This window comes from Clostridium sp. 'White wine YQ', assembly GCF_028728205.1.
Classification (GTDB): domain Bacteria; phylum Bacillota; class Clostridia; order Clostridiales; family Clostridiaceae; genus Clostridium_T.
Genome location: NZ_JAQYUU010000009.1, coordinates 151,044 through 170,392 on the forward strand (window position 1 = coordinate 151,044; position 19,349 = coordinate 170,392).

A 19,349-nucleotide genomic window follows, 5' to 3' on the forward strand; every position below is an offset into this window, starting at 1 on the left:
GGAAATATTAATGGGAAATAAATTTATTAACTTTTTAGAAGAAAAAGTAATGCCAATAGCAGCTGTAATAGCTAATCAAAGACATATTAGAGCATTACGTGATGGTTTGGCAATAACGATGCCACTTATCATCATAGGATCAATATTCATGATTTTAGGTAACGTACCTGTACCTGCATTCAATGATTTTATAAATCATATATTCGGAAATGGGTTTACAGCTAAGTTACTATATCCTACACGTGTAACTTTCGATATAGTTGGTATGCTTGCAGTATTCTCTGTATCTTATCAGATAGCAAAAGATCAGGATGTAGATGGTCTTTCAGCTGGTGCAGTTTCACTTGCAGCATTTTTATTACTAATTCCAGTACAAAATATTAATGCAAAATTAAGTGATGGTACAGCTTTAAACTTAGGTAAAACATGGCAAACAGCTAACATGGGAGCCGGCGGCTTACTAGTTGCAATATTCACAGCTATTATAGCTACAGAGATATTTGTATTTGTAATTAAAAAGAACTGGGTTGTTAAAATGCCAGAATCAGTTCCACCAGCAGTAGCAAAATCTTTCGCAGCAATTACTCCAGGATTAATAATAATAACATTATTCTTCTTAATTCGTTTAGGATTTGAAGCTACTAAGTTCACTACAGTATTTTCATTTATAACTCAATTCGTTGGAGCTCCATTATCAAAAGTAGGATTATCCTTCGGAGGAATGATAGTTACAGTATTCTTATATATGTTCTTCTGGTCATTAGGTATACATGGTACTCGTGTTGTTTTCGGAGTTATGGATTCAGTTTTATTACCAGCAATGGATCAAAACAGAGCAGCATTAGAAGCAGGACAACATCTTCCAAACATTATTACAAAGCAATTCTACGATAACTTTGTTAATATAGGTGGATGTGGAGCAGCTATAGGTTTAGTTATTGCGATACTAATAGTAGGAAGATCTAAACAGCTAAAAACATTAAGTAAATTAGCACTTGCACCAGCAATATTTAATATATCAGAACCAATAATATTTGGTGTTCCAATAGTTATGAACCCAATTATGATGATTCCATTTATATTATCAAACCTTTCAATTGCAATATTAACATATGTAGCAATGGCATTAAATCTTGTAAGCAGACCAGCAGGTATAGCTATTCCTTGGACAATTCCAGCACCGATATCTGGATTCCTAGCAACAAATGGTGACTGGAGAGCAATAATTCTTCAATTATTAGCAATAGCATTATCAGTTGTAATATACTTACCATTCGTAAAAGTTTGGGATAAACAAAAGGTTCACGAAGAAAATATGCTAGATGAAGCAGAAGCAGTATAAGAAGCAAAGATAAGAGCAGAAAGTGTATAAAGTAAAAGAGGTGAGTAAGATGAAGATGGTATTTAGATGGTACGGTGAAGAAGATCCTGTAACCCTTAAGTACATCAAACAAGTTCCTTGTATTTCTGGAATTGTAAGTGCACTATATAACGTGCAGGTAGGTGAAGCCTGGCCACTGAGTAAAATTGAAGAGCTTAAGAAAAGAGTAGAAAGTAAAGGCTTGGGTTTTGAAGTAATAGAAAGTGTGCCAGTCCATGAGGATATTAAATTAGGATTACCAACTAGAGATAGGTATATAGAGAACTATAAGGAAACAATTAGGAATTTATCTAAAATGGGTATTAAGGTTATTTGTTATAATTTTATGCCGGTGTTTGATTGGACTAGAAGTCAATTAGATAAAGTTTTGGATGATGAATCTACAACCCTTGTTTACTATAAAGAACAAATCAAAGATATGAACCCTTTAGATGGAAGCTTATCACTGCCAGGGTGGGATTCCTCATATAAACTGGATGAGCTGCAAGACTTGTTTGAGAAGTATTCAAATATTACAGAAGAAAAGTTATGGGAAAATCTTGAGTATTTCTTAAAACAAATAGTACCAGTTGCAGAACAAAATGGTATAAAGATGGCAATACATCCGGATGATCCACCTTGGCCAATATTTGGATTGCCTAGGATAATAACTGGCGAAAAAGCACTAGAGAGGCTTGTGAAGATATATGATAGTCCTAGCAATGGATTGACCATATGCACAGGATCGTTAGGAGCATCAAAAGATAATGATGTAGTTAAAATAATTGAGAAGTTTACACCATTAGGAAAGGTACATTTTGTACATGCTAGAAATGTTAAACTATTAGAAGACGGAAGTTTCGAAGAATCAGCTCATTTATCAAAATGTGGGTCACTTGATATGACAGAGATATTAAAAGCTCTTTATGAAGGAGGTTTTACTGGATATATTAGACCAGACCATGGAAGAATGATATGGGGCGAAACAGGCAAGGCAGGATATGGACTATATGACAGAGCTTTAGGAGCAATGTATTTGACAGGAATATGGGAAGCAATAAAGAAGTAGAAATAGTAATTTATAAGGAGGAAGAATATGAGTAATAAAAAAGTATATGAATTGCCAAAGGATTTCTTTGTAGGAGCTGCAGTATCAGCTTGGCAAACAGAAGGCTGGTCAGGAAAAAAAGATGGACAAGATTCATACATGGATCTTTGGTATAAATCAACACCTGAGTTATGGCATGATGGATATGGTCCAACAATCGCAACAGATTTTTATAATAGATACAAAGAAGATGTTCAATTGATGAAGAAGGTTGGATTGCAAAGTTTTAGAACATCTATAGATTGGTCTAGGTTTATAATTAATTATGAAACTGTTGAGGTAAACGAGGAAGCAGCTGAGTATTATGATAATCTAATTGATGAATTAATTGCAAACGGAATTGAACCGATGATTTGCTTAGAGCATTATGAATTACCAGCACAATTGTTTTTAAATCACGGTGGTTGGGGATCAAAGCACGTTGTTGAACTATATGTAAAGTATGCAGAAGAAGTGTTTAAGAGATATAGTCATAAGGTTAAAAAATGGTTTACTTTTAACGAACCAATTGTAGTTCAAACAAGAATATTCCTAGATAGTATTAGATATCCATTTAAACAAGATACTCAAACTGCTATGCAATGGAACTACAATAAAATACTAGCTACAGCAAAAGTTATTAATGTTTTTAAAGAAGGTGGATACAATAAGGATGGAGGAAAGATAGGTGTTATCTTAAATCCTGATGTATGCTATCCTAGATCTTCAGCAAAGCATGACGTAGAAGCTGCTGATAAGTTTGATTTATTCTTTAATAGAATTTTCTTAGATCCTTCAATTAAAGGAGAAGTTCCAGCAGAGTTAATTTCAATATTAAAGGAACATAACTGTTGCTTTGAGTATACAGAAGAGGAACTTAAAATTATTAAAAATAATACTATTGATGTATTAGGAGTAAATATATACGCACCAACAAGAGTTAAGGCAAGAAATGAAGCTTGGAATCCTAATGTTCCATTCCATCCATCATATTTCTTTGATAAACATGAGCTTCAAGGAAGAAAGATGAATCCATTTAGAGGATGGGAAATATATCCTAAAGTAATGTATGATTTTGCAATTAGAATGAAAGAAGAATACGGAAATATTGAATGGTTCATTGCTGAAAATGGAATGGGAGTAGAAAATGAACATCGATACAAGAATGAAGCTGGAGTAATCCAAGATGATTATAGAATTGAATTTATTTCTGATCACTTAAGATGGCTTCTAAAAGGTATTGAAGAAGGGTCAAACTGTACAGGATATATGCTTTGGGCATTTACTGATAATGTATCTCCACAAAATGCATTCAAAAATAGATATGGATTGGTAGAGATAAACTTAGAAGATAACAGAAACAGAAAGATTAAAAAATCTGGTGAATGGTATAAAAAACTTAGTGAAGAAAGAAAATTTGAATTTGATGATTTTAACTTTGAATATAAATAAAATATGAGGTGATTGATATGAATATATTATTAATTTGTTCAGCTGGTATGTCAACAAGTCTATTAGTAACTAAAATGAAAAAAGCAGCAGAGGAAAAAGGAATAGAAGCAGAAATTTGGGCTGTATCTACTGATGCAGTAGATAGAAACCTTCCAAAAGCTGATGTAGCATTAATTGGACCACAAATAAGATTCCAATTAAAAGTTCTAAAAGAAAAAGGAGCAAAGATTGGAGTTCCAGTAGATGTAATTGATTCTGTAGATTATGGTATGTGTAATGGTCCTAAAGTTTTAGCTAAAGCTATGAAAATGATAGAAGAAAACAAATAGTATTAATTTATAAAGGCTGCCAAAAATGGTAGCCTTTAATTTTCAAATTTAGAAAACTGGTTAACGATGTAAAGGTTTATAATTGGTTTGTGCAAGGAAAACAAATTAGAAGAAGGGGTGAAGGGTATGAAAAAGAAAGAATTAAAAATAGTGACAATTGGAGGAGGCTCAAGTTATACTCCAGAACTTATTGAAGGATATATCAAAAGAAAGGACGAGCTTCCAATAAAAGAAATTTGGCTAGTAGATATTGAGGATGGAAGAGAAAAGCTAGAGATTGTTGGTGCAATGGCCCAAAGAATGGTTAAGGCAGCAGGGCTTGATTGGAAAGTATATTTAACATTGGATAGAAGAGAAGCATTAAAAGATGCAGATTTTGTATCAACTCAATTTAGAGTAGGACTTCTTGATGCTAGAATCAAGGATGAAAGAATTCCTTTAAGCCATGGAATATTAGGACAAGAAACTAATGGAGCAGGAGGAATGTTTAAAGCTTTTAGAACAATTCCTGTAATTCTAGATATAATTAAAGATATGAAAGAGTTATGTCCTAATGCTTGGCTTGTTAACTTTACAAACCCATCAGGAATGGTTACAGAAGCAGCCATAAAACATGGAGGTTGGGACAGAACCGTAGGACTATGTAATGTGCCAATAGGTGCAATGAGAACTGCTGAGCAAGTTTTAGGAGCTACTGAAAAAGAGCTAACATTCAAGTTTGCAGGGCTAAATCATTTCCATTGGCATAGAGTGTGGGATAATGAAGGAAATGAAAGAACTAAAGAAGTATTACAGAAGGTATATGATCCAAACTCTACTATAGAAGTAGAGGAAGTAAAAAATATAAAGAAAACTCCATTTAATTATGAACAACTTTTAGACTTAGGAATAATACCATGTGCATATCATAGATATTATTATATTTCTGATGATATGTTAAACCATTCTCTTGAAGATTTTAGTAAGGGAGAGACTAGAGCTGAGGTTGTTAAAAAGACTGAAGCAGAATTATTTGAACTTTATAAAGATCCAAAGCTTGATTATAAACCAGAACAATTAACCAAGAGAGGTGGAACTCATTATAGTGATGCAGCGTGTGAGCTTATAGCATCAATATATAATGATAAGAAAACCAATATGGTTGTAAGTACTAAAAATAATGGAGCCATTGATGATCTTCCATACGATTCAATAGTAGAAGTTACTAGTACAATAACAGCAAGTGGTCCAATTCCTTTAAATTGGGGCAAGTTTGAACCAGGGGCTAGAGGAATGGTACAAATTATGAAGGCAATGGAGGAACTTACTATAGAGGCAGCTATAACAGGAGATTATAATAAAGCACTTCATGCATTTACAATTAATCCATTAGTTCCAAGTGGAAAAATAGCAAAAGAATTATTAGATGAAATGCTTATTGCTCATAAAAAACATTTACCTCAATTTGCAGAGAAAATTAAAGAAATAGAAAATAGATAAAAATATAATTCATTTTAAATAAAAAAGTGCGGAGAATAACTTCGCACTTTTTTGTTATTCAACTAATCCATAACCTAAGAATTTGTTAGTATCTGTGCTTAGATATACAACCATATTATTAGGTATTGCTTTAGTCTTTATTGGGAAGTCTACAAGATAGACTTCTTTTCCAATGTAAGACTTGTCTGAAATAATTCCCATTCCTTCATTTAAAGTTATTTTGGTTAGTCTGCTATCCTTCCAAGTTCCATTAATTTTCTCTTTATCCCTAGAAGGTAGTTGATTATATGCAGTTTCCCTAATGTCTTGACTATTTGCTGCTGTATTAGATTGATTTTCATTAGCTATATTTGATGAATTTTTGGTGGATGAACAACCAACAAGTAGTACTAAAAAGATAACTGATGAAATAATAAGTAATGCTATTTTCTTCAAAGGCACACCTCCTATTTTTTATAATAGTCGTACATAATATCATATTTAAATTATATTCAATTTTCAAATTAATTACTAATTAAGAATTGTTTACAAGTAAGGTACTAGAATAGCCTAAAATATTATTGCATTTTTATTTAATAAGTAAAATAGGTTTAGTTGGCAAAACTTACTTAAGTAGTATATTCATAATTAATAAATTAATATTTTGACTAAAAAATTAAATAAATAATTAATAAATTGAAAAAAATAAACCGGATAAAAGAAAAATATGAGTAATTATAGGGAAATATCTATGAAAAAATTATAATTTAGTATATAATAGTGAACCGTACTGATAAATTTTCATATATATTAATTTATTATTGATAATTTAATTAATTTTGATCCTATGAGGAGGACGTAATGAACATATTTAAGAAAAAAACTCTCGAACAAATACTTGAGGGTGCAAATAAAACTGGTCTTAAGAAAAACTTAAAAGCTAGAGATATAGCAGCATTAGGTATTGGGGCAGTAGTAGGAGTTGGTATATTCGTAGCAACAGGAGAGGGAGCACATGTAGCAGGACCGGCTGTTATAGTATCTTTTATAATAGCAGCTATAGTAGCATGTCTATGTGGGCTTTCTTATACAGAACTTTCAACAATGTTCCCAGTTGCAGGAAGTACATACTCTTATGCATATATAACATTTGGGGAAATAATAGCTATGGTAATCGGGTGGTGTCTAACTGCTGAATATCTAGTTGCATGTAGTGCAGTTGCATCAGGATGGTCTGGAACATTCCTTGGAATATTAAGCAACTTGGGCATAACTTTACCAACAGCATTAACAGCATCTCCAAGTAAAGGCGGTATTGTAGACCTTCCAGCAATTCTTATAATAGCGGTTATAACTATAATGTTATGTTATGGAATGAAGGAAAGTGCCAGAGTAAATAATATAATGGTAGGAATCAAAATTTGCATAATTCTTTTATTTGTTATTTTAGGATCTTCACATATAAATGTAGCTAACTACAAACCATTTATCCCATTTGGATGGAAGGGTGTATTTGCGGGAACCGCAACAATATTCTTCTCATATATAGGTTTTGATGCTATATCAACAGCAGCAGAAGAAGCTGAAAACCCAAAGAGAGATATACCTTTAGGTTTAATTATGTGCCTAGTAGTTGTAAGCTTTTTATACATTTCAGTAGCCTTTGTATTAACAGGAATGGTTCCATTTAAAGAAATTATTTCTGAAAATGCAGTTCCAGGTGCTCTTGCAAGAGTAGGGATTAATTGGGGTTCAGCTTTAGTAGGAACTGGAGCTATAATTGGTATGATATCAACTATATTAGCAGTATTATATGGTCAAGTAAGAGTATTTATGGTTATGTCAAGAGATGGACTTTTACCTAAGATGTTCTCAAAAGTTCACAAGACACATAAGACTCCATATATATCTACAATAATAACTGGTACAGTAGCCGCAATCATTGCAGGTTTCTTACCTCTTGATTTGATAGTTCAATTTTTAAGCATAGGTACATTATTAAGTTTTATAGTTGTATCATTAGCAGTAATAACACTTAGAATAAAGATGCCTAACTTTAAAAGAATATTTAGATGTCCAGGAGTACCATTTACTCCAGTTATAACAATAATTTGTTGTATATATCTACTTTCAAGATTACATTTAAAAACATGGATCGGATTTATAATTTGGCTTATTATTGGTATGATTGTTTACTTCACATATGGAAGAAAGCATAGTGTACTACAAAATGAAGATAAGTAATATATGAATAGGAAAGTGCCTCAAAGATTTGAGGCACTTTTTTTATTAATAAGGGGACTGAAACACATAAAAATCACATAATTAATCTAAAATATTTACAAATTTATATGTTAAAATAAGAGAAAATAGAGAACTAAAATAAATTTGAGGTGATTAATTTGCCAAAACGTGTATACCTTGTAGAGGATGAAAAGAGTTTAAATATTTTATTAGAAAAATATCTTCAAAGAGAGGGTTACGATGTAACCACCTTTTCAGATGGCCTTTCTGCCTTAGAAAGAATATCTGATGAACCGGATCTTTGGATACTAGATATAATGCTTCCTGGTGTTGATGGCTATTCAATAATAAAAGCTGTGAAAGAGAATAACAAAAATACACCTGTTATCTTTATGTCAGCTAGAAATGAAGAACTAGATAGAGTTGTAGGCTTAGAATTAGGAAGTGATGACTATTTATCAAAACCTTTTTTACCTAGAGAACTTATTATTAGAACAAATAAGCTTATGGAAAGACTTTATGGTAATGAAGAAGAAGATACGGATAATGAAACGATTAGCATAGGTGAATATAGGATTAGTAACAAACAAAGAACAGTATTTTTAGGAGACACAGAAATCCAATTGACTAAGATGGAGTTTGAATTATTAAATTATTTAGCTGAAAATAAAAATAATGTAATATCTAGGGAACAGATTCTAACAAGAGTTTGGGGAGAAGATTATTTTGGTTCAGATAGAGTAGTAGATGATACAATTAGAAGACTTCGCAAAAAGGTAGATAAGTTGAATATTGAAACTTTATATGGCTACGGATATAAGTTGGTACATAAATCATGAAGTTTTTTAAGTTTAAGTCATTAACAATGAGAATCTGGACTACTTTTACTCTTATAATCCTTATAATAATATGTAGCATTTCTTTCTTGTACTTGGTTGCAGTCAGAAGCTACAATGATAATGCAAAGATTCAAGATTTAAAAGTTGTACATGATATGGTATTAAAAGGAGACAACTTCAATGCACCTAATAGGTTTGATGAATTTAAAAATCTTAAAGGCAGTGAGAATTTCATTGTAAAAAAGGGAAGTAATAATACTACTGAAGTAAAGAATATTGTTAAGGCAAAGGATGGCAATCCACCACCAGGGGGAGACAATGGCCATTTGCCACCCAATATAAATGGAGCGGAGCTTAAAGAGTGGATGGCGAGCTATATAAATGGGGATAACATTTATGAGGAGGTACATAAAGCGTCTTATGGGAATATGAAGTTTATATTCATCATAAGTTCCATGGAATCTCAAGATGGCAGTAAAGCATATTTAATTACTTTTATTCCTAACACACAAGACAACACCATCTTATATACAGTAATTATAATTGGACTAGTATTTATAGCAATAGGATTCTTAACGGCTAAGTTGGTTGCAAATTATATATCAAAACCTCTTAAAGAACTTGAGGATCATACAGTAAGAATTGCACATAAAGACTGGAAAGAACCAATTAAAATTAAAAATGAAGATGAGATAGGAAGATTAGCTGAAGCTATGAATAGAATGCAAAAAGAACTAAAGATAGCTGATCAAGAGGAAAAGATGTTTCTTCAAAGTATCTCACATGATTTAAAAACACCGGTAATGGTAATTATGAGTCATGCAGAGGCCATAATTGATGGAGTATATATAGATTCTGTTGAAAAAACAGCGGAGATAATAAAAGAAGAAGCAATAAGTTTAGAGAAGAAGATAAAACAATTATTATATCTAAATACTCTAGATTATGTTTTAGGAAATGGCAATGAAGATTCTGAGTTTAATTTAAATGAATTGCTTATACATATTATAAGTAGATTAGAAGTTGTTAATAGTAAAATAGAGTGGGATTTAGATTTAGACAAAATCAGCATAAACGGAAATAAAGATAAAATAAAAGTTGCAATTGAGAACATATTAGAAAACGGACTTAGATATGCAGAAAGTACAATTAAAGTTAAGCTAAAAAATGAAGATGAATCAGCAATACTTGAGATATATAATGATGGACCTGACATACCAGAAAAAAGTATAAATCATATATTTGAAAATTTATATAAAGATAAGACTGGTAATTTTGGACTAGGATTAGCAATAACTAAAAAGATTATTGATTTCTATAATGGTGAAATCAAAGCGGTAAATAGAGAAAATGGAGTTAGTTTTATAATTAAATATCCTATATAAAGAATGGCTATAAGCCATTCTTTATTTTTAATATATATGTGCTAATATTTCTGAATTGATAATAAATCATCTATACTTTTATTCATGTATTTATAAGAATCGTAAACACCTTGATTATAGAATTCAGGTGCTAATTCTTCTATAACAAACTTCAAAATCATACCTGAAGCAAGGTCTCCAAGTTCTTCTTCTCTCTCATTTAGGAAATAATTTTTTATAGCAGAAATCATTTCTTCTCTTTTTTCTTTGGACAATTTAATTGCATTATTATCATTATTCATACGAAACCTCCATTTAACTAAGTATGGTATATAATTTCACTAGGAATTTATAAAATCCTTCCTAATGAGATAATTATTTTTTGTTAATATATTGCTATAATTGTATTAGGATAGAAGAATGAATATAATTATATATAAGTATATACATTTATTGTTTGAGTAGGGGGAGAATCTAAGTGAAGGTTTTATTTATTGGTGGCACCGGAAATATAAGTGGAGAAATATCAAAGCTAGTAATAGAAAAAGGGTGGGAATTATATCTTCTAAACCGCGGAAACAGATTAGATAAAATTCCTGAAGGGGCTAAGGCTATAATAGCTGATATAAATAATGAAGAAGATGTTTCAGCTCTTATTAAAGATATGGATTTTGATGTTGTAGCTGACTTTATTGCATTTAAACCAGAACAAATTGAAAGAGATATAAGATTATTTTCTAAGAAAACAAGACAATTTATCTTTATAAGTACAGCGTCTGTTTATCAAAAGCCTTCAACATATCATATTATTACTGAAAGTACTCCGCTATATAATCCATATTGGCAGTATTCTAGAGATAAGATTAAGTGCGAAGAACTATTGATGGAGGATTTTAGGCGAAATAAGTTTCCAGTTACTATAGTAAGACCAAGTCATACTTATGGAATTGAAAAAATTCCGCTAGCAGTTAAGAGTGGCAAAGGTGCTTGGTCAGTTATTAACAGAATTATTAATGGTAAGCCAGTTATAATTCATGGAGATGGAACATCATTTTGGACATTAACACATAATACAGATTTTGCAAAAGCATTTATAGGTTTAATGGGAAATCGTTCTGCTATAGGTGAAGCAGTGCATATTACTTCTGATGAAGCTATAACTTGGAATGAAGTTTATAATTGTATTGGAGATATACTTAATGCAGAAGTAAAAAAGGTACATGTAGCAAGTGACCTTTTGGTAGCTTTAAAGCCAGAACTAGAAGGAGATTTATTAGGGGATAAGGCTAATAGTTTAATTTTTGATAATAGTAAAATTAAGAGATTAGTACCTGATTTCGTAGCAACTACTAGGTTCTACGAGGGTGTGAAGCTTAGCATAGAATATTTGTTAGCTAATCCCGAGTTACAAGTTGAAGATGAAGAGTTTGATAACTTTTGTGATAAGGTAATTGAACTTCAAGAAAAAATTATAAGTTCATATAAGAATTAATAATCTACAAAGAGCAGAGTCTTTATATAGACCTCTGCTCTTTGTGTTTTATCACATGAATTTCACATAATTATTTGATATTACGACTACATTTCCTATTTATAATTTAAACAAAGAAACTAGTAAAAAGGGAGTGCGCAAAATGTCTCAAGGTATTATTCACTCAGTTATTGTACCTCTATATAATGAGGAATTAGTTATTGATGAGAGTTACAGAAGATTAAAAGCAGTTATGGATTCAACAAATGAAAAGTATGAAATTATATTTATAAATGATGGCAGTAAAGATAGAACTAAGTTAATAGCAGATGTAATTTGTAAAAAAGATAAAAACATAAAATTAATTAATTTTTCTAGAAACTTTGGACATCAAGCAGCCATAACAGCTGGGATGGATATAGCATTAGGAGATGCAATTATAGTTATAGATGCGGACCTTCAAGATCCACCAGAAGTAATGCTTAAGATGATTGAAAAGTGGAGAGAAGGATATGAGGTTGTTTATGGAAAAAGGGCAAAAAGAGAAGGAGAAACATTTTTTAAGAAGTTCAGTGCGAAAATGTTTTATAGAATCTTAAAAAGCATGTCCAGTGTTGATATTCCAGTAGATACAGGAGATTTTAGACTGATAGATAGAAAGGTTTGTGATTCCTTAAAATCACTTCCAGAAAAGAATAGGTATGTAAGAGGTCTTGTAAGTTGGGTAGGATACAAGCAAACTTTTGTAGAGTTCGTAAGACAGGAAAGATTTGCAGGAGAAACAAAATATCCACTAAAGAAGATGATAAAGCTTGCAGTAGACGGAATTACTTCCTTATCATATAAACCCTTAGCTTTAGCCGGATATCTTGGGGGAATAACCTTAACCCTTGGTGGAATTTCACTGATTATAAACATTGTGAAAGCAATAGTAGATAATTTATCCATGATAAATATAGAAACAATGTTTTCCATGAACTTAATAATGTTTGGACTAATTTTTTGTATCTTAGGTATGATGGGACAATATATAGGAAGAATTTTTGACGAAAGCAAAGGAAGACCTATATATATAGTAGAAAGCATCACATCATATAGAGAAGAACAAGAAAATAATGAATTGAGAAAGATAAGCAATCAATAATAGGAAATATATTTGGAGGGAAAATGATGAAAAAATTAAAGCTGACCAAAGAAAATATAGCACTAACGATTATTTTAATTATCTCAGCAGTACTTAATTTTACAAATTTAAATATAGAAGGATATGCTAATGAATATTACGCAGCTGGCGTTAAAAGTATGACAATGAGCCTTAAAAACTTCTTTTTTGTATCATTTGATCCAGCGGGTTTTGTAAGTATTGATAAACCACCATTAGGATTTATGATTCAAGCTATATCAGCTAAAATATTTGGATTTAGTGGATTTAGTATACTATTACCAGAAGCCTTAGCTGGAGTTATATCAGTCGGATTAATATATCACATAGTTAAGAGGTCTTTTGGAAGTATAGCAGGTTTAATTTCAGCACTATGTCTTGCAGTTACACCTATATTTGTAGCAGACAGTAGAAATAATACAATAGATAATTTATTAATAGTAGCATTATTATTAGCGTGCTTAGCCCTTTCAAAAGCTGCAGAAAAAGGAAAACTAAAATACTTAATTTTAAGCTTAGTTTTTGTGGGTATAGGGTTTAACATAAAAATGCTTCAAGCATATATGATAGTTCCTGCACTATATATAACATATTTATTATCATCTGCAGCATCTATTAAGAAAAGAATTGCACATCTTGCATTAGGAACAGTGGTATTACTGATAACATCTCTATCTTGGGCCTTTATAGTAGGATTAGTTCCAGCTTCAGATAGACCTTTTGTAGGAAGCAGTACTAATAATACAGTTATGGAACTTATAGTAGGACATAATGGATTAGAGAGGCTTGGACTTAGCAGCTCATCAAACAGAGGTGGCGGAAACTTTGGTGGGGGAATGGGTCAAGGAAATAGACAAGGAACAGATGGAAACACAAGTAATGTAGATGGTCAAAATACTAATAATGGACAGCCTTCACAAGGAGCACCAGATGCAAATTCAGGTGCAACACAAGCACAAAATAATGCTCAAGGAAACTCTCAGGATGGAGGTAATGCACCTTCGGGAGCACCATCAGGAATACAAGGAAATCCTCCATCAGGAGGAATGGGACCAGGAGGTAACTTTGGTGGGAGAATGGGACAAAATGCAAATGGACAAACAGGAAATATGGGAGGCTCTGAAGGAGCAGGGATAACAAGATTATTTTCAAATAATAGTTTATCAGATCAAATAATTTGGTTATTACCACTTGCGGTAATAGGATTTATAGCAGCAGCGATTAAAGAGAAATTAAGATTATCACTAAAGAATGAAAAGCAGATAGGAATCGTATTATGGGCAGCTTGGTTAGTACCAGTATTTACGTATTTCAGCTTTACAACTGGGTTATTTCACCCATACTATTTAACAATGTTAGCACCACCAATTGCGGCATTAGTAGGAATAGGAATAACTTCAATGTGGGAGCTATATAAACAAGGTGGATGGAAATCATGGTTATTACCAGCATCGTTTATTATAAATGCAGGAGTTCAATTATTAATCTTGTCTTATTACTATAACTCATCAAGTATACCTAAGTTTATAATGATAGCAATAACTATACTAAGCATAGCCTCTTCAATTGCACTAGGAATATTTAACTTAATAAAGAAGAAAAAAGATGATATTGATGATAAAACATCTAAGATAACAAAAGGTTTAATAACAACAGCATTAGTTGGACTTCTAATTGCACCTGCAATCTGGTCAGGAACAACTATGTTTTATAAGATGGCAGGAACATTCCCATCTGCAGGATTAAGTTTAATGACAGGCAGTGGTGGAATGGATGGAAGAGGTATGGGAGGCAGTTTTGGATCAAGTTCAGGAACTGATAGCAGTACACAAAAACTTGTAAATTATTTAAAAGCTAATACAACAACCGAGAAATATTTGGTAGCAGTGCAATCCTCTAATGGAACAGCAGCAAGCATAATAATTCAAACTGGTGGTTCAGTAATGACACTAGGAGGATTTAGCGGATCAGATAAAATTCTAACACTAGATGAATTTAAGAATTTAGTAAGTGAAGGACAAATAAGATATGTACTAACTGGCGGCCAAGGCGGCGGTGGAAATAATGAAATTATGAATTGGGTAAAAGAAAATGGTACATTAGTTCCACAAAGTGAATGGAGCAACTCACAATCACAAAATAGTGAAACTGGTACTTCAAATACAGATGATGGAAATGTAAAGAATAGTAGAAATGGGATGTCAAATGAATTATATGATTTAAAGGCTAAGTAGGCTTTAAATCATATAATAAATGAAAAATATTTTAACTTAAGCTTATGGGACGGGGGAACAAAATGATAAAATTTAGAGATATAAAACTGACAAAAAAAATAATGGCACTTTCAATTAGTTTTCTTATTTTCATTGTAATTATAGGCGGAACAGCAATAGTTCAAATTTCAGATGTAAATTCTAAAATTAATGAACTAAACAATACAAGAATGGTACCTATTATAGAATTAGAAAATATAAAAACTGATGTTGAAGAAGTGAGAACTGTTGGGAATTCGTATATGGATGCCACAGATGATGATACTAAAAAGTCGGCATTAGATACCATAACCACTGTTATGAAAGAAATTGATACAGCTTTAGAAAAATATAAAGATGATAGTAATTTTAAAGCAGTTATGGAAAACTATAATAATTATGCTGCAGCAAAGGATGCTTTTTTATTAGCAGCAAATGAGAGAAATCAGCAAAGAAACAACGAAACACAAGGACAAATGAACGGAGCAACTCAAGGGCCACCAACAGATATGGTTAACTTTGATAAGACTAAAGTTGCTTTAGTCGTGTCACTTAATGAAATAATTAATAATCATGTAAAAGAGGCTCAAAATACATATGATAGTAGTAAGTTACTTTATAATAGAACTCTAGTGCTATTAGGAGGATTACTTATAGTTTGTGCAGCAATAACTGTTATTTTGTCAGTTGTAATAGCAAGATCAATTATTACCCCCGTGAAAAGAGTTACTACAAAGCTTAAAGAAATATCTGAGAATGGCGGAGATTTAACTCAAAGAATAGATTATAAGAGTAAAGATGAGATAGGTGAACTAAGTCAAAGTTTTGATTTGTTTATGGATAAGCTTCAATCAATAATTAAAGAAGTATCAGTTTCAGCTAAAACAATATCGTCCTCAAGTGAAGAGTTAAACAAATCTACTACAGCAAGTACAACTTCTTTAGAAGATATTTCAAATACAGTTTTAGGAATGGCTTCAGCTACAGCAGATGCAGCAGCAGCTTCTGAAGAAACAATGGCAAGTCTTAATGAAGCATCTGCATTTTCAGAAAATACAGCAAACGCAAGCAAGAATACTTCAGCAAAGAGTAAGAAGGCTAGAAAAGAAGCAGAAGATGGTGCAAGTAAGATATCTGAAATAGTTGAATCTATAAAAGATATAGCCAATTCTTCAAAAGATGTATCTTATATGATTAATGATTTAGATCACTCATCAAAGAAGATTGGAGACATAATAGAAATCATAAGTTCTATTTCAGAGCAAACAAATTTATTAGCACTAAATGCAGCAATAGAAGCAGCAAGAGCAGGAGAAGCAGGTAGAGGCTTTAATGTGGTAGCAGATGAAATAAGAAAATTAGCTGACGAAAGTAACAATGCAGCGAGACAAATATCGGAATTAATAAAAGAAAATCAATTAAAGGCAGCATCAGCAGTTGAATCTGTAGGTGAAGTTGAGAGAAAAGTATCAGATGGAGTTGAAAAAGCATCTGAAGTTGGAATAAGTATACAAAACATAATTGAAAACATTCAAGATATGACTATAGAAGTAGAACATATTGATGAAGCAAATGAGCAGCAAGCTGAGAGTACTAAAGAAATTGAAAAAGCAATAGGAAGTATATCGTTAACCTCCAATGACTTAGCACAGGGAACAGAAAATATAAGTGCAAGCATACAAGAGCAATTAAGTACAATGAATGAAATAGAAAGAACAACTTCCAATCTTTCTGATATGGCAAAAAAATTAACTAATATAACTTCAGAGTTTACTGTATAAGATTTTTTATGTAACCTAGCATTAATTTAATGTTAGGTTATTTTCATATTTTGAAAATTAATGTAGATGTTAAATGGTATATTCTAAGTAAATGATTACATAAGAGTTTAAGGAGGAGAGATTTTAATGGATAATTTTAAGAAGTTCCCTGATAATTTTTTATGGGGAGGCGCAATAGCGGCAAATCAGGCAGAAGGTGCATACTTAGAGAATGGAAAAGGTCTTTCTACCTCTGATGTATTACCAGCTGGAGGGGAAGCAAGATTTAGAGCAATATCAAATCCACAGGAATTCATTGATAATATGGAGGGGTATCGTCCCTCACATCTAGCAATAGACTTCTATCACAGATATAAAGAAGATATTGCATTGCTTGGGGAGATGGGATTTAAGTGCTTCCGTACCTCAATAAACTGGACTAGAATATTCCCAGATGGTGATGAAGAAACACCAAATGAAGAAGGCCTTAAATTTTATGATGAATTATTTGATGAATTGTTAAAGCATAATATTCAACCTGTAATAACTATTTCCCACTATGAAATGCCATTAGGATTAGTAAAAAAATATGGTGGATGGAGAAGTCGAGAAGTAATTGAATTCTATGTTAGATATGCAAAAACCTTATTTAATAGATATAAAGATAAGGTTAAATATTGGATGACCTTTAATGAAATAAATATAACTGCTCATGCACCATTTGTAGGGGCAGGGGTAATTATAAAAGAAGGAGAAAATGCAAAACAAGCTATTTATCAAGCTGCTCACCATCAATTTATGGCAAGTGCTTTAGCTGTTAAAGCTTGTCATGAAATAGATCCTGAAGCAAAGATTGGATGTATGCTTGCTGGATCAATCAGTTACCCTTATACATGTAAACCAGAAGATGTGTTTGAATCAATGCAAAAGGATAGAGAGTCCTTCTTCTTTGGAGATGTACAATCAAGAGGATATTATCCAAGCTATATTAAGCGCTTCTTTAGAGAAAATAATGTTGTTATTAAAATGGAAGATGGGGATGAAGAAATACTTAGAAATAATACAGTGGATTACGTTGCTTTCAGTTATTATATGAGTGGTGTAGTAAGCACAGCACCAGAGGATAAGGATAAAACTGAAGGAAACTTCATGAGTGGGGTTAGAAATCCATATTTAAAAGCTTCAGATTGGGGTTGGCAAATAGATCCTAAGGGCTTTAGATATATATTGAATTATTATTATGATCGTTATCAAAAACCTCTATTCGTAGTAGAAAATGGACTAGGAGCTGTAGACGTATTAGAAGATGATGATGTAATTAATGATGACTATAGAATTAATTATCTAAGAGATCATATTTATGAAATGAGAGAAGCTATTGAAGATGGAGTTGAACTAATAGGATATACTACTTGGGGACCAATAGACCTAGTAAGTGCAGGGACAGGAGAAATGAAGAAAAGATATGGGTTCATTTATGTTGATAGAGATAATGAAGGAAATGGAACCCTTAGAAGAATTAAAAAGAAGAGTTTTAATTGGTATAAAAAAGTTATAGAGACAAATGGACAAGAACTTTAGAAAGTTAAATTTAATAAAATAAAAAAAGGTGATTCTTGAAGTAATATTTTCAAGAATCACCTTTATTAATTTGAGGAATTAAAACTAATATAATATAATGTAATAGAGAATTATGAGCCATCAATTTTTTAAAGTCTCAGATAGAGGAGATGAAATATGGAAGAGGTTATTTATCGTTTATTATTTTTTGTGAATTCTAGCAGGGAAAAAGATGTTTACTACACAATAGCATGGACAATGCTTGAAAATATAAACCAGGTACCTAAATTCAATATAAATCAATTAGCGGACATGTGTTATACATCTCCAGCTACCATTAGTAGGTTTATTAAAAAATTAGATTATGAAAGCTTTGGAGATTTTAAAAACAGACTAGAACATACTATTAGATATTACAATGACCAGTTATCTTTTAACTTGAAATTAATTGATAATAAGAGCATTAAGCCAAGTACAATAGAAAATGAATTTTATGACTTATTAATTGATAACTTAGAACAAAGCCGCAAGAATATTAATATGAGGAGTTTAGATAAACTCTTGGAACTTATTTATACTCATAATAAAATTGCTTTTTTCGGAATGCAGTTTTCTCAGTACATAGCAATGGAAATACAGGCCAAATTTATAGCATTAGGTAAGCTAGCCACTGCTTTTGTGGATTTTCAAGAGCAGCTTAAACACATTGAAGAATTAGATGAAAATTCTCTAGTTATAATGCTGTCTGTAGCAGGAAGAGTAGCCAAAACAGATATAATTAGAAAAATCAAAAGAAAGAGAGCTAAACTAGCCGTTATAACGCAGGATCCTGACATAGAACGTTTTAAAGAAGCTGATTTAGTCATTAATTTTGGAAATCCAGACATTAAAAGTGTGGAATCAATAGTCTTAGGTAGATATACCTTATTAAGTATTATGGATATTTTATATTACAGATATGGACAATTATATAATCATAGAAATAGTTAAAGTGAGGATTTTCTATCTTGA

General features: G+C 31.7%; 16 protein-coding genes. 14 read left to right on the top strand and 2 right to left on the bottom strand.

From position 1 onward, the window contains the following. Positions 1 to 10: 10 nt before the first annotated feature. The 5 genes from celB (at position 11) to PTZ02_RS18070 (ending at position 5,707) form a co-directional block, all read left to right on the top strand. Entirely contained in the window at positions 11 to 1,342 is a 1,332-nt protein-coding gene (celB, locus tag PTZ02_RS18050) for a PTS cellobiose transporter subunit IIC (protein WP_274229146.1), read from the top strand. A 49-nt stretch (positions 1,343 to 1,391) separates the two neighbouring features. Then, complete coding sequence (uxuA, locus tag PTZ02_RS18055) at positions 1,392 to 2,429, top strand: mannonate dehydratase (RefSeq protein ID WP_274229147.1); 1,038 nt, start codon at positions 1,392 to 1,394, stop codon at positions 2,427 to 2,429. Between the two features lie 27 nt (positions 2,430 to 2,456). Beyond that, on the top strand, positions 2,457 to 3,899 hold the full coding sequence (locus PTZ02_RS18060) for a glycoside hydrolase family 1 protein (RefSeq protein WP_274229148.1): 1,443 nt from the start codon (positions 2,457 to 2,459) through the stop codon (positions 3,897 to 3,899). Positions 3,900 to 3,916: 17 nt separating this feature from the next. After that, positions 3,917 to 4,228, top strand: coding sequence for a PTS sugar transporter subunit IIB (locus PTZ02_RS18065; protein ID WP_274229149.1), 312 nt, complete (start codon positions 3,917 to 3,919; stop codon positions 4,226 to 4,228). 126 nt (positions 4,229 to 4,354) lie between these two features. Further along, positions 4,355 to 5,707, top strand: a complete 1,353-nt coding sequence (locus PTZ02_RS18070) for a 6-phospho-beta-glucosidase (RefSeq protein WP_274229150.1) — start codon at positions 4,355 to 4,357, stop codon at positions 5,705 to 5,707. Between the two features lie 54 nt (positions 5,708 to 5,761). Here the strand turns inward: PTZ02_RS18070 and PTZ02_RS18075 are convergent, their stop codons facing one another. Next, complete coding sequence (locus tag PTZ02_RS18075) at positions 5,762 to 6,142, bottom strand: hypothetical protein (RefSeq protein ID WP_274229151.1); 381 nt, start codon at positions 6,140 to 6,142, stop codon at positions 5,762 to 5,764. Between the two features lie 405 nt (positions 6,143 to 6,547). Here PTZ02_RS18075 and PTZ02_RS18080 point away from each other — a divergent pair, with 405 nt between their 5' ends. The 3 genes from PTZ02_RS18080 to PTZ02_RS18090 all read left to right on the top strand — a co-directional run bounded on the left by PTZ02_RS18080 (position 6,548) and on the right by PTZ02_RS18090 (position 10,154). After that, positions 6,548 to 7,930, top strand: coding sequence for an amino acid permease (locus tag PTZ02_RS18080; protein ID WP_274229152.1), 1,383 nt, complete (start codon positions 6,548 to 6,550; stop codon positions 7,928 to 7,930). 158 nt (positions 7,931 to 8,088) lie between these two features. Next, the gene (locus PTZ02_RS18085) at positions 8,089 to 8,769 is read left to right on the top strand and encodes a response regulator transcription factor (RefSeq protein ID WP_274229153.1); all 681 of its coding nucleotides are present in this window, start codon (positions 8,089 to 8,091) and stop codon (positions 8,767 to 8,769) included. Then, entirely contained in the window at positions 8,766 to 10,154 is a 1,389-nt protein-coding gene (locus tag PTZ02_RS18090; protein ID WP_274229154.1) for a sensor histidine kinase, read from the top strand. The genes PTZ02_RS18085 and PTZ02_RS18090 overlap by 4 nt, the downstream gene beginning before the upstream one ends. A gap of 41 nt (positions 10,155 to 10,195) precedes the next feature. Here the strand turns inward: PTZ02_RS18090 and PTZ02_RS18095 are convergent, their stop codons facing one another. Next, positions 10,196 to 10,435, bottom strand: a complete 240-nt coding sequence (locus PTZ02_RS18095; protein WP_274229155.1) for a DUF2164 domain-containing protein — start codon at positions 10,433 to 10,435, stop codon at positions 10,196 to 10,198. A 176-nt stretch (positions 10,436 to 10,611) separates the two neighbouring features. Here PTZ02_RS18095 and PTZ02_RS18100 point away from each other — a divergent pair, with 176 nt between their 5' ends. The 6 genes from PTZ02_RS18100 (at position 10,612) to PTZ02_RS18125 (ending at position 19,328) form a co-directional block, all read left to right on the top strand. Continuing rightward, positions 10,612 to 11,625 (top strand): SDR family oxidoreductase, encoded by a 1,014-nt coding sequence (locus tag PTZ02_RS18100; RefSeq protein WP_274229156.1) that lies wholly within the window; start codon positions 10,612 to 10,614, stop codon positions 11,623 to 11,625. Between the two features lie 142 nt (positions 11,626 to 11,767). Next, complete coding sequence (locus tag PTZ02_RS18105; protein ID WP_274229157.1) at positions 11,768 to 12,748, top strand: glycosyltransferase family 2 protein; 981 nt, start codon at positions 11,768 to 11,770, stop codon at positions 12,746 to 12,748. A 26-nt stretch (positions 12,749 to 12,774) separates the two neighbouring features. Continuing rightward, positions 12,775 to 15,000, top strand: coding sequence for a glycosyltransferase family 39 protein (locus PTZ02_RS18110; protein WP_274229158.1), 2,226 nt, complete (start codon positions 12,775 to 12,777; stop codon positions 14,998 to 15,000). 62 nt (positions 15,001 to 15,062) lie between these two features. Continuing rightward, the gene (locus PTZ02_RS18115) at positions 15,063 to 16,799 is read left to right on the top strand and encodes a methyl-accepting chemotaxis protein (protein ID WP_274229159.1); all 1,737 of its coding nucleotides are present in this window, start codon (positions 15,063 to 15,065) and stop codon (positions 16,797 to 16,799) included. Between the two features lie 126 nt (positions 16,800 to 16,925). After that, complete coding sequence (locus PTZ02_RS18120) at positions 16,926 to 18,359, top strand: 6-phospho-beta-glucosidase (RefSeq protein ID WP_274229160.1); 1,434 nt, start codon at positions 16,926 to 16,928, stop codon at positions 18,357 to 18,359. A gap of 156 nt (positions 18,360 to 18,515) precedes the next feature. Next, positions 18,516 to 19,328 (top strand): MurR/RpiR family transcriptional regulator, encoded by an 813-nt coding sequence (locus tag PTZ02_RS18125; protein WP_274229161.1) that lies wholly within the window; start codon positions 18,516 to 18,518, stop codon positions 19,326 to 19,328. Positions 19,329 to 19,349: the final 21 nt, after the last annotated feature.

What these genes read in the sequence shown, in the direction of transcription:
- celB (WP_274229146.1), top strand. Translation starts at nt 11, where the DNA reads ATGGGAAATAAATTTATTAACTTTTTAGAAGAAAAAGTAATGCCAATA.
- uxuA (WP_274229147.1), top strand. Translation starts at nt 1,392, where the DNA reads ATGAAGATGGTATTTAGATGGTACGGTGAAGAAGATCCTGTAACCCTT.
- PTZ02_RS18060 (WP_274229148.1), top strand. Translation starts at nt 2,457, where the DNA reads ATGAGTAATAAAAAAGTATATGAATTGCCAAAGGATTTCTTTGTAGGA.
- PTZ02_RS18065 (WP_274229149.1), top strand. Translation starts at nt 3,917, where the DNA reads ATGAATATATTATTAATTTGTTCAGCTGGTATGTCAACAAGTCTATTA.
- PTZ02_RS18070 (WP_274229150.1), top strand. Translation starts at nt 4,355, where the DNA reads ATGAAAAAGAAAGAATTAAAAATAGTGACAATTGGAGGAGGCTCAAGT.
- PTZ02_RS18080 (WP_274229152.1), top strand. Translation starts at nt 6,548, where the DNA reads ATGAACATATTTAAGAAAAAAACTCTCGAACAAATACTTGAGGGTGCA.
- PTZ02_RS18090 (WP_274229154.1), top strand. Translation starts at nt 8,766, where the DNA reads ATGAAGTTTTTTAAGTTTAAGTCATTAACAATGAGAATCTGGACTACT.
- PTZ02_RS18095 (WP_274229155.1), bottom strand. Translation starts at nt 10,435, where the DNA reads ATGAATAATGATAATAATGCAATTAAATTGTCCAAAGAAAAAAGAGAA.
- PTZ02_RS18105 (WP_274229157.1), top strand. Translation starts at nt 11,768, where the DNA reads ATGTCTCAAGGTATTATTCACTCAGTTATTGTACCTCTATATAATGAG.
- PTZ02_RS18110 (WP_274229158.1), top strand. Translation starts at nt 12,775, where the DNA reads ATGAAAAAATTAAAGCTGACCAAAGAAAATATAGCACTAACGATTATT.
- PTZ02_RS18115 (WP_274229159.1), top strand. Translation starts at nt 15,063, where the DNA reads ATGATAAAATTTAGAGATATAAAACTGACAAAAAAAATAATGGCACTT.
- PTZ02_RS18120 (WP_274229160.1), top strand. Translation starts at nt 16,926, where the DNA reads ATGGATAATTTTAAGAAGTTCCCTGATAATTTTTTATGGGGAGGCGCA.
- PTZ02_RS18125 (WP_274229161.1), top strand. Translation starts at nt 18,516, where the DNA reads ATGGAAGAGGTTATTTATCGTTTATTATTTTTTGTGAATTCTAGCAGG.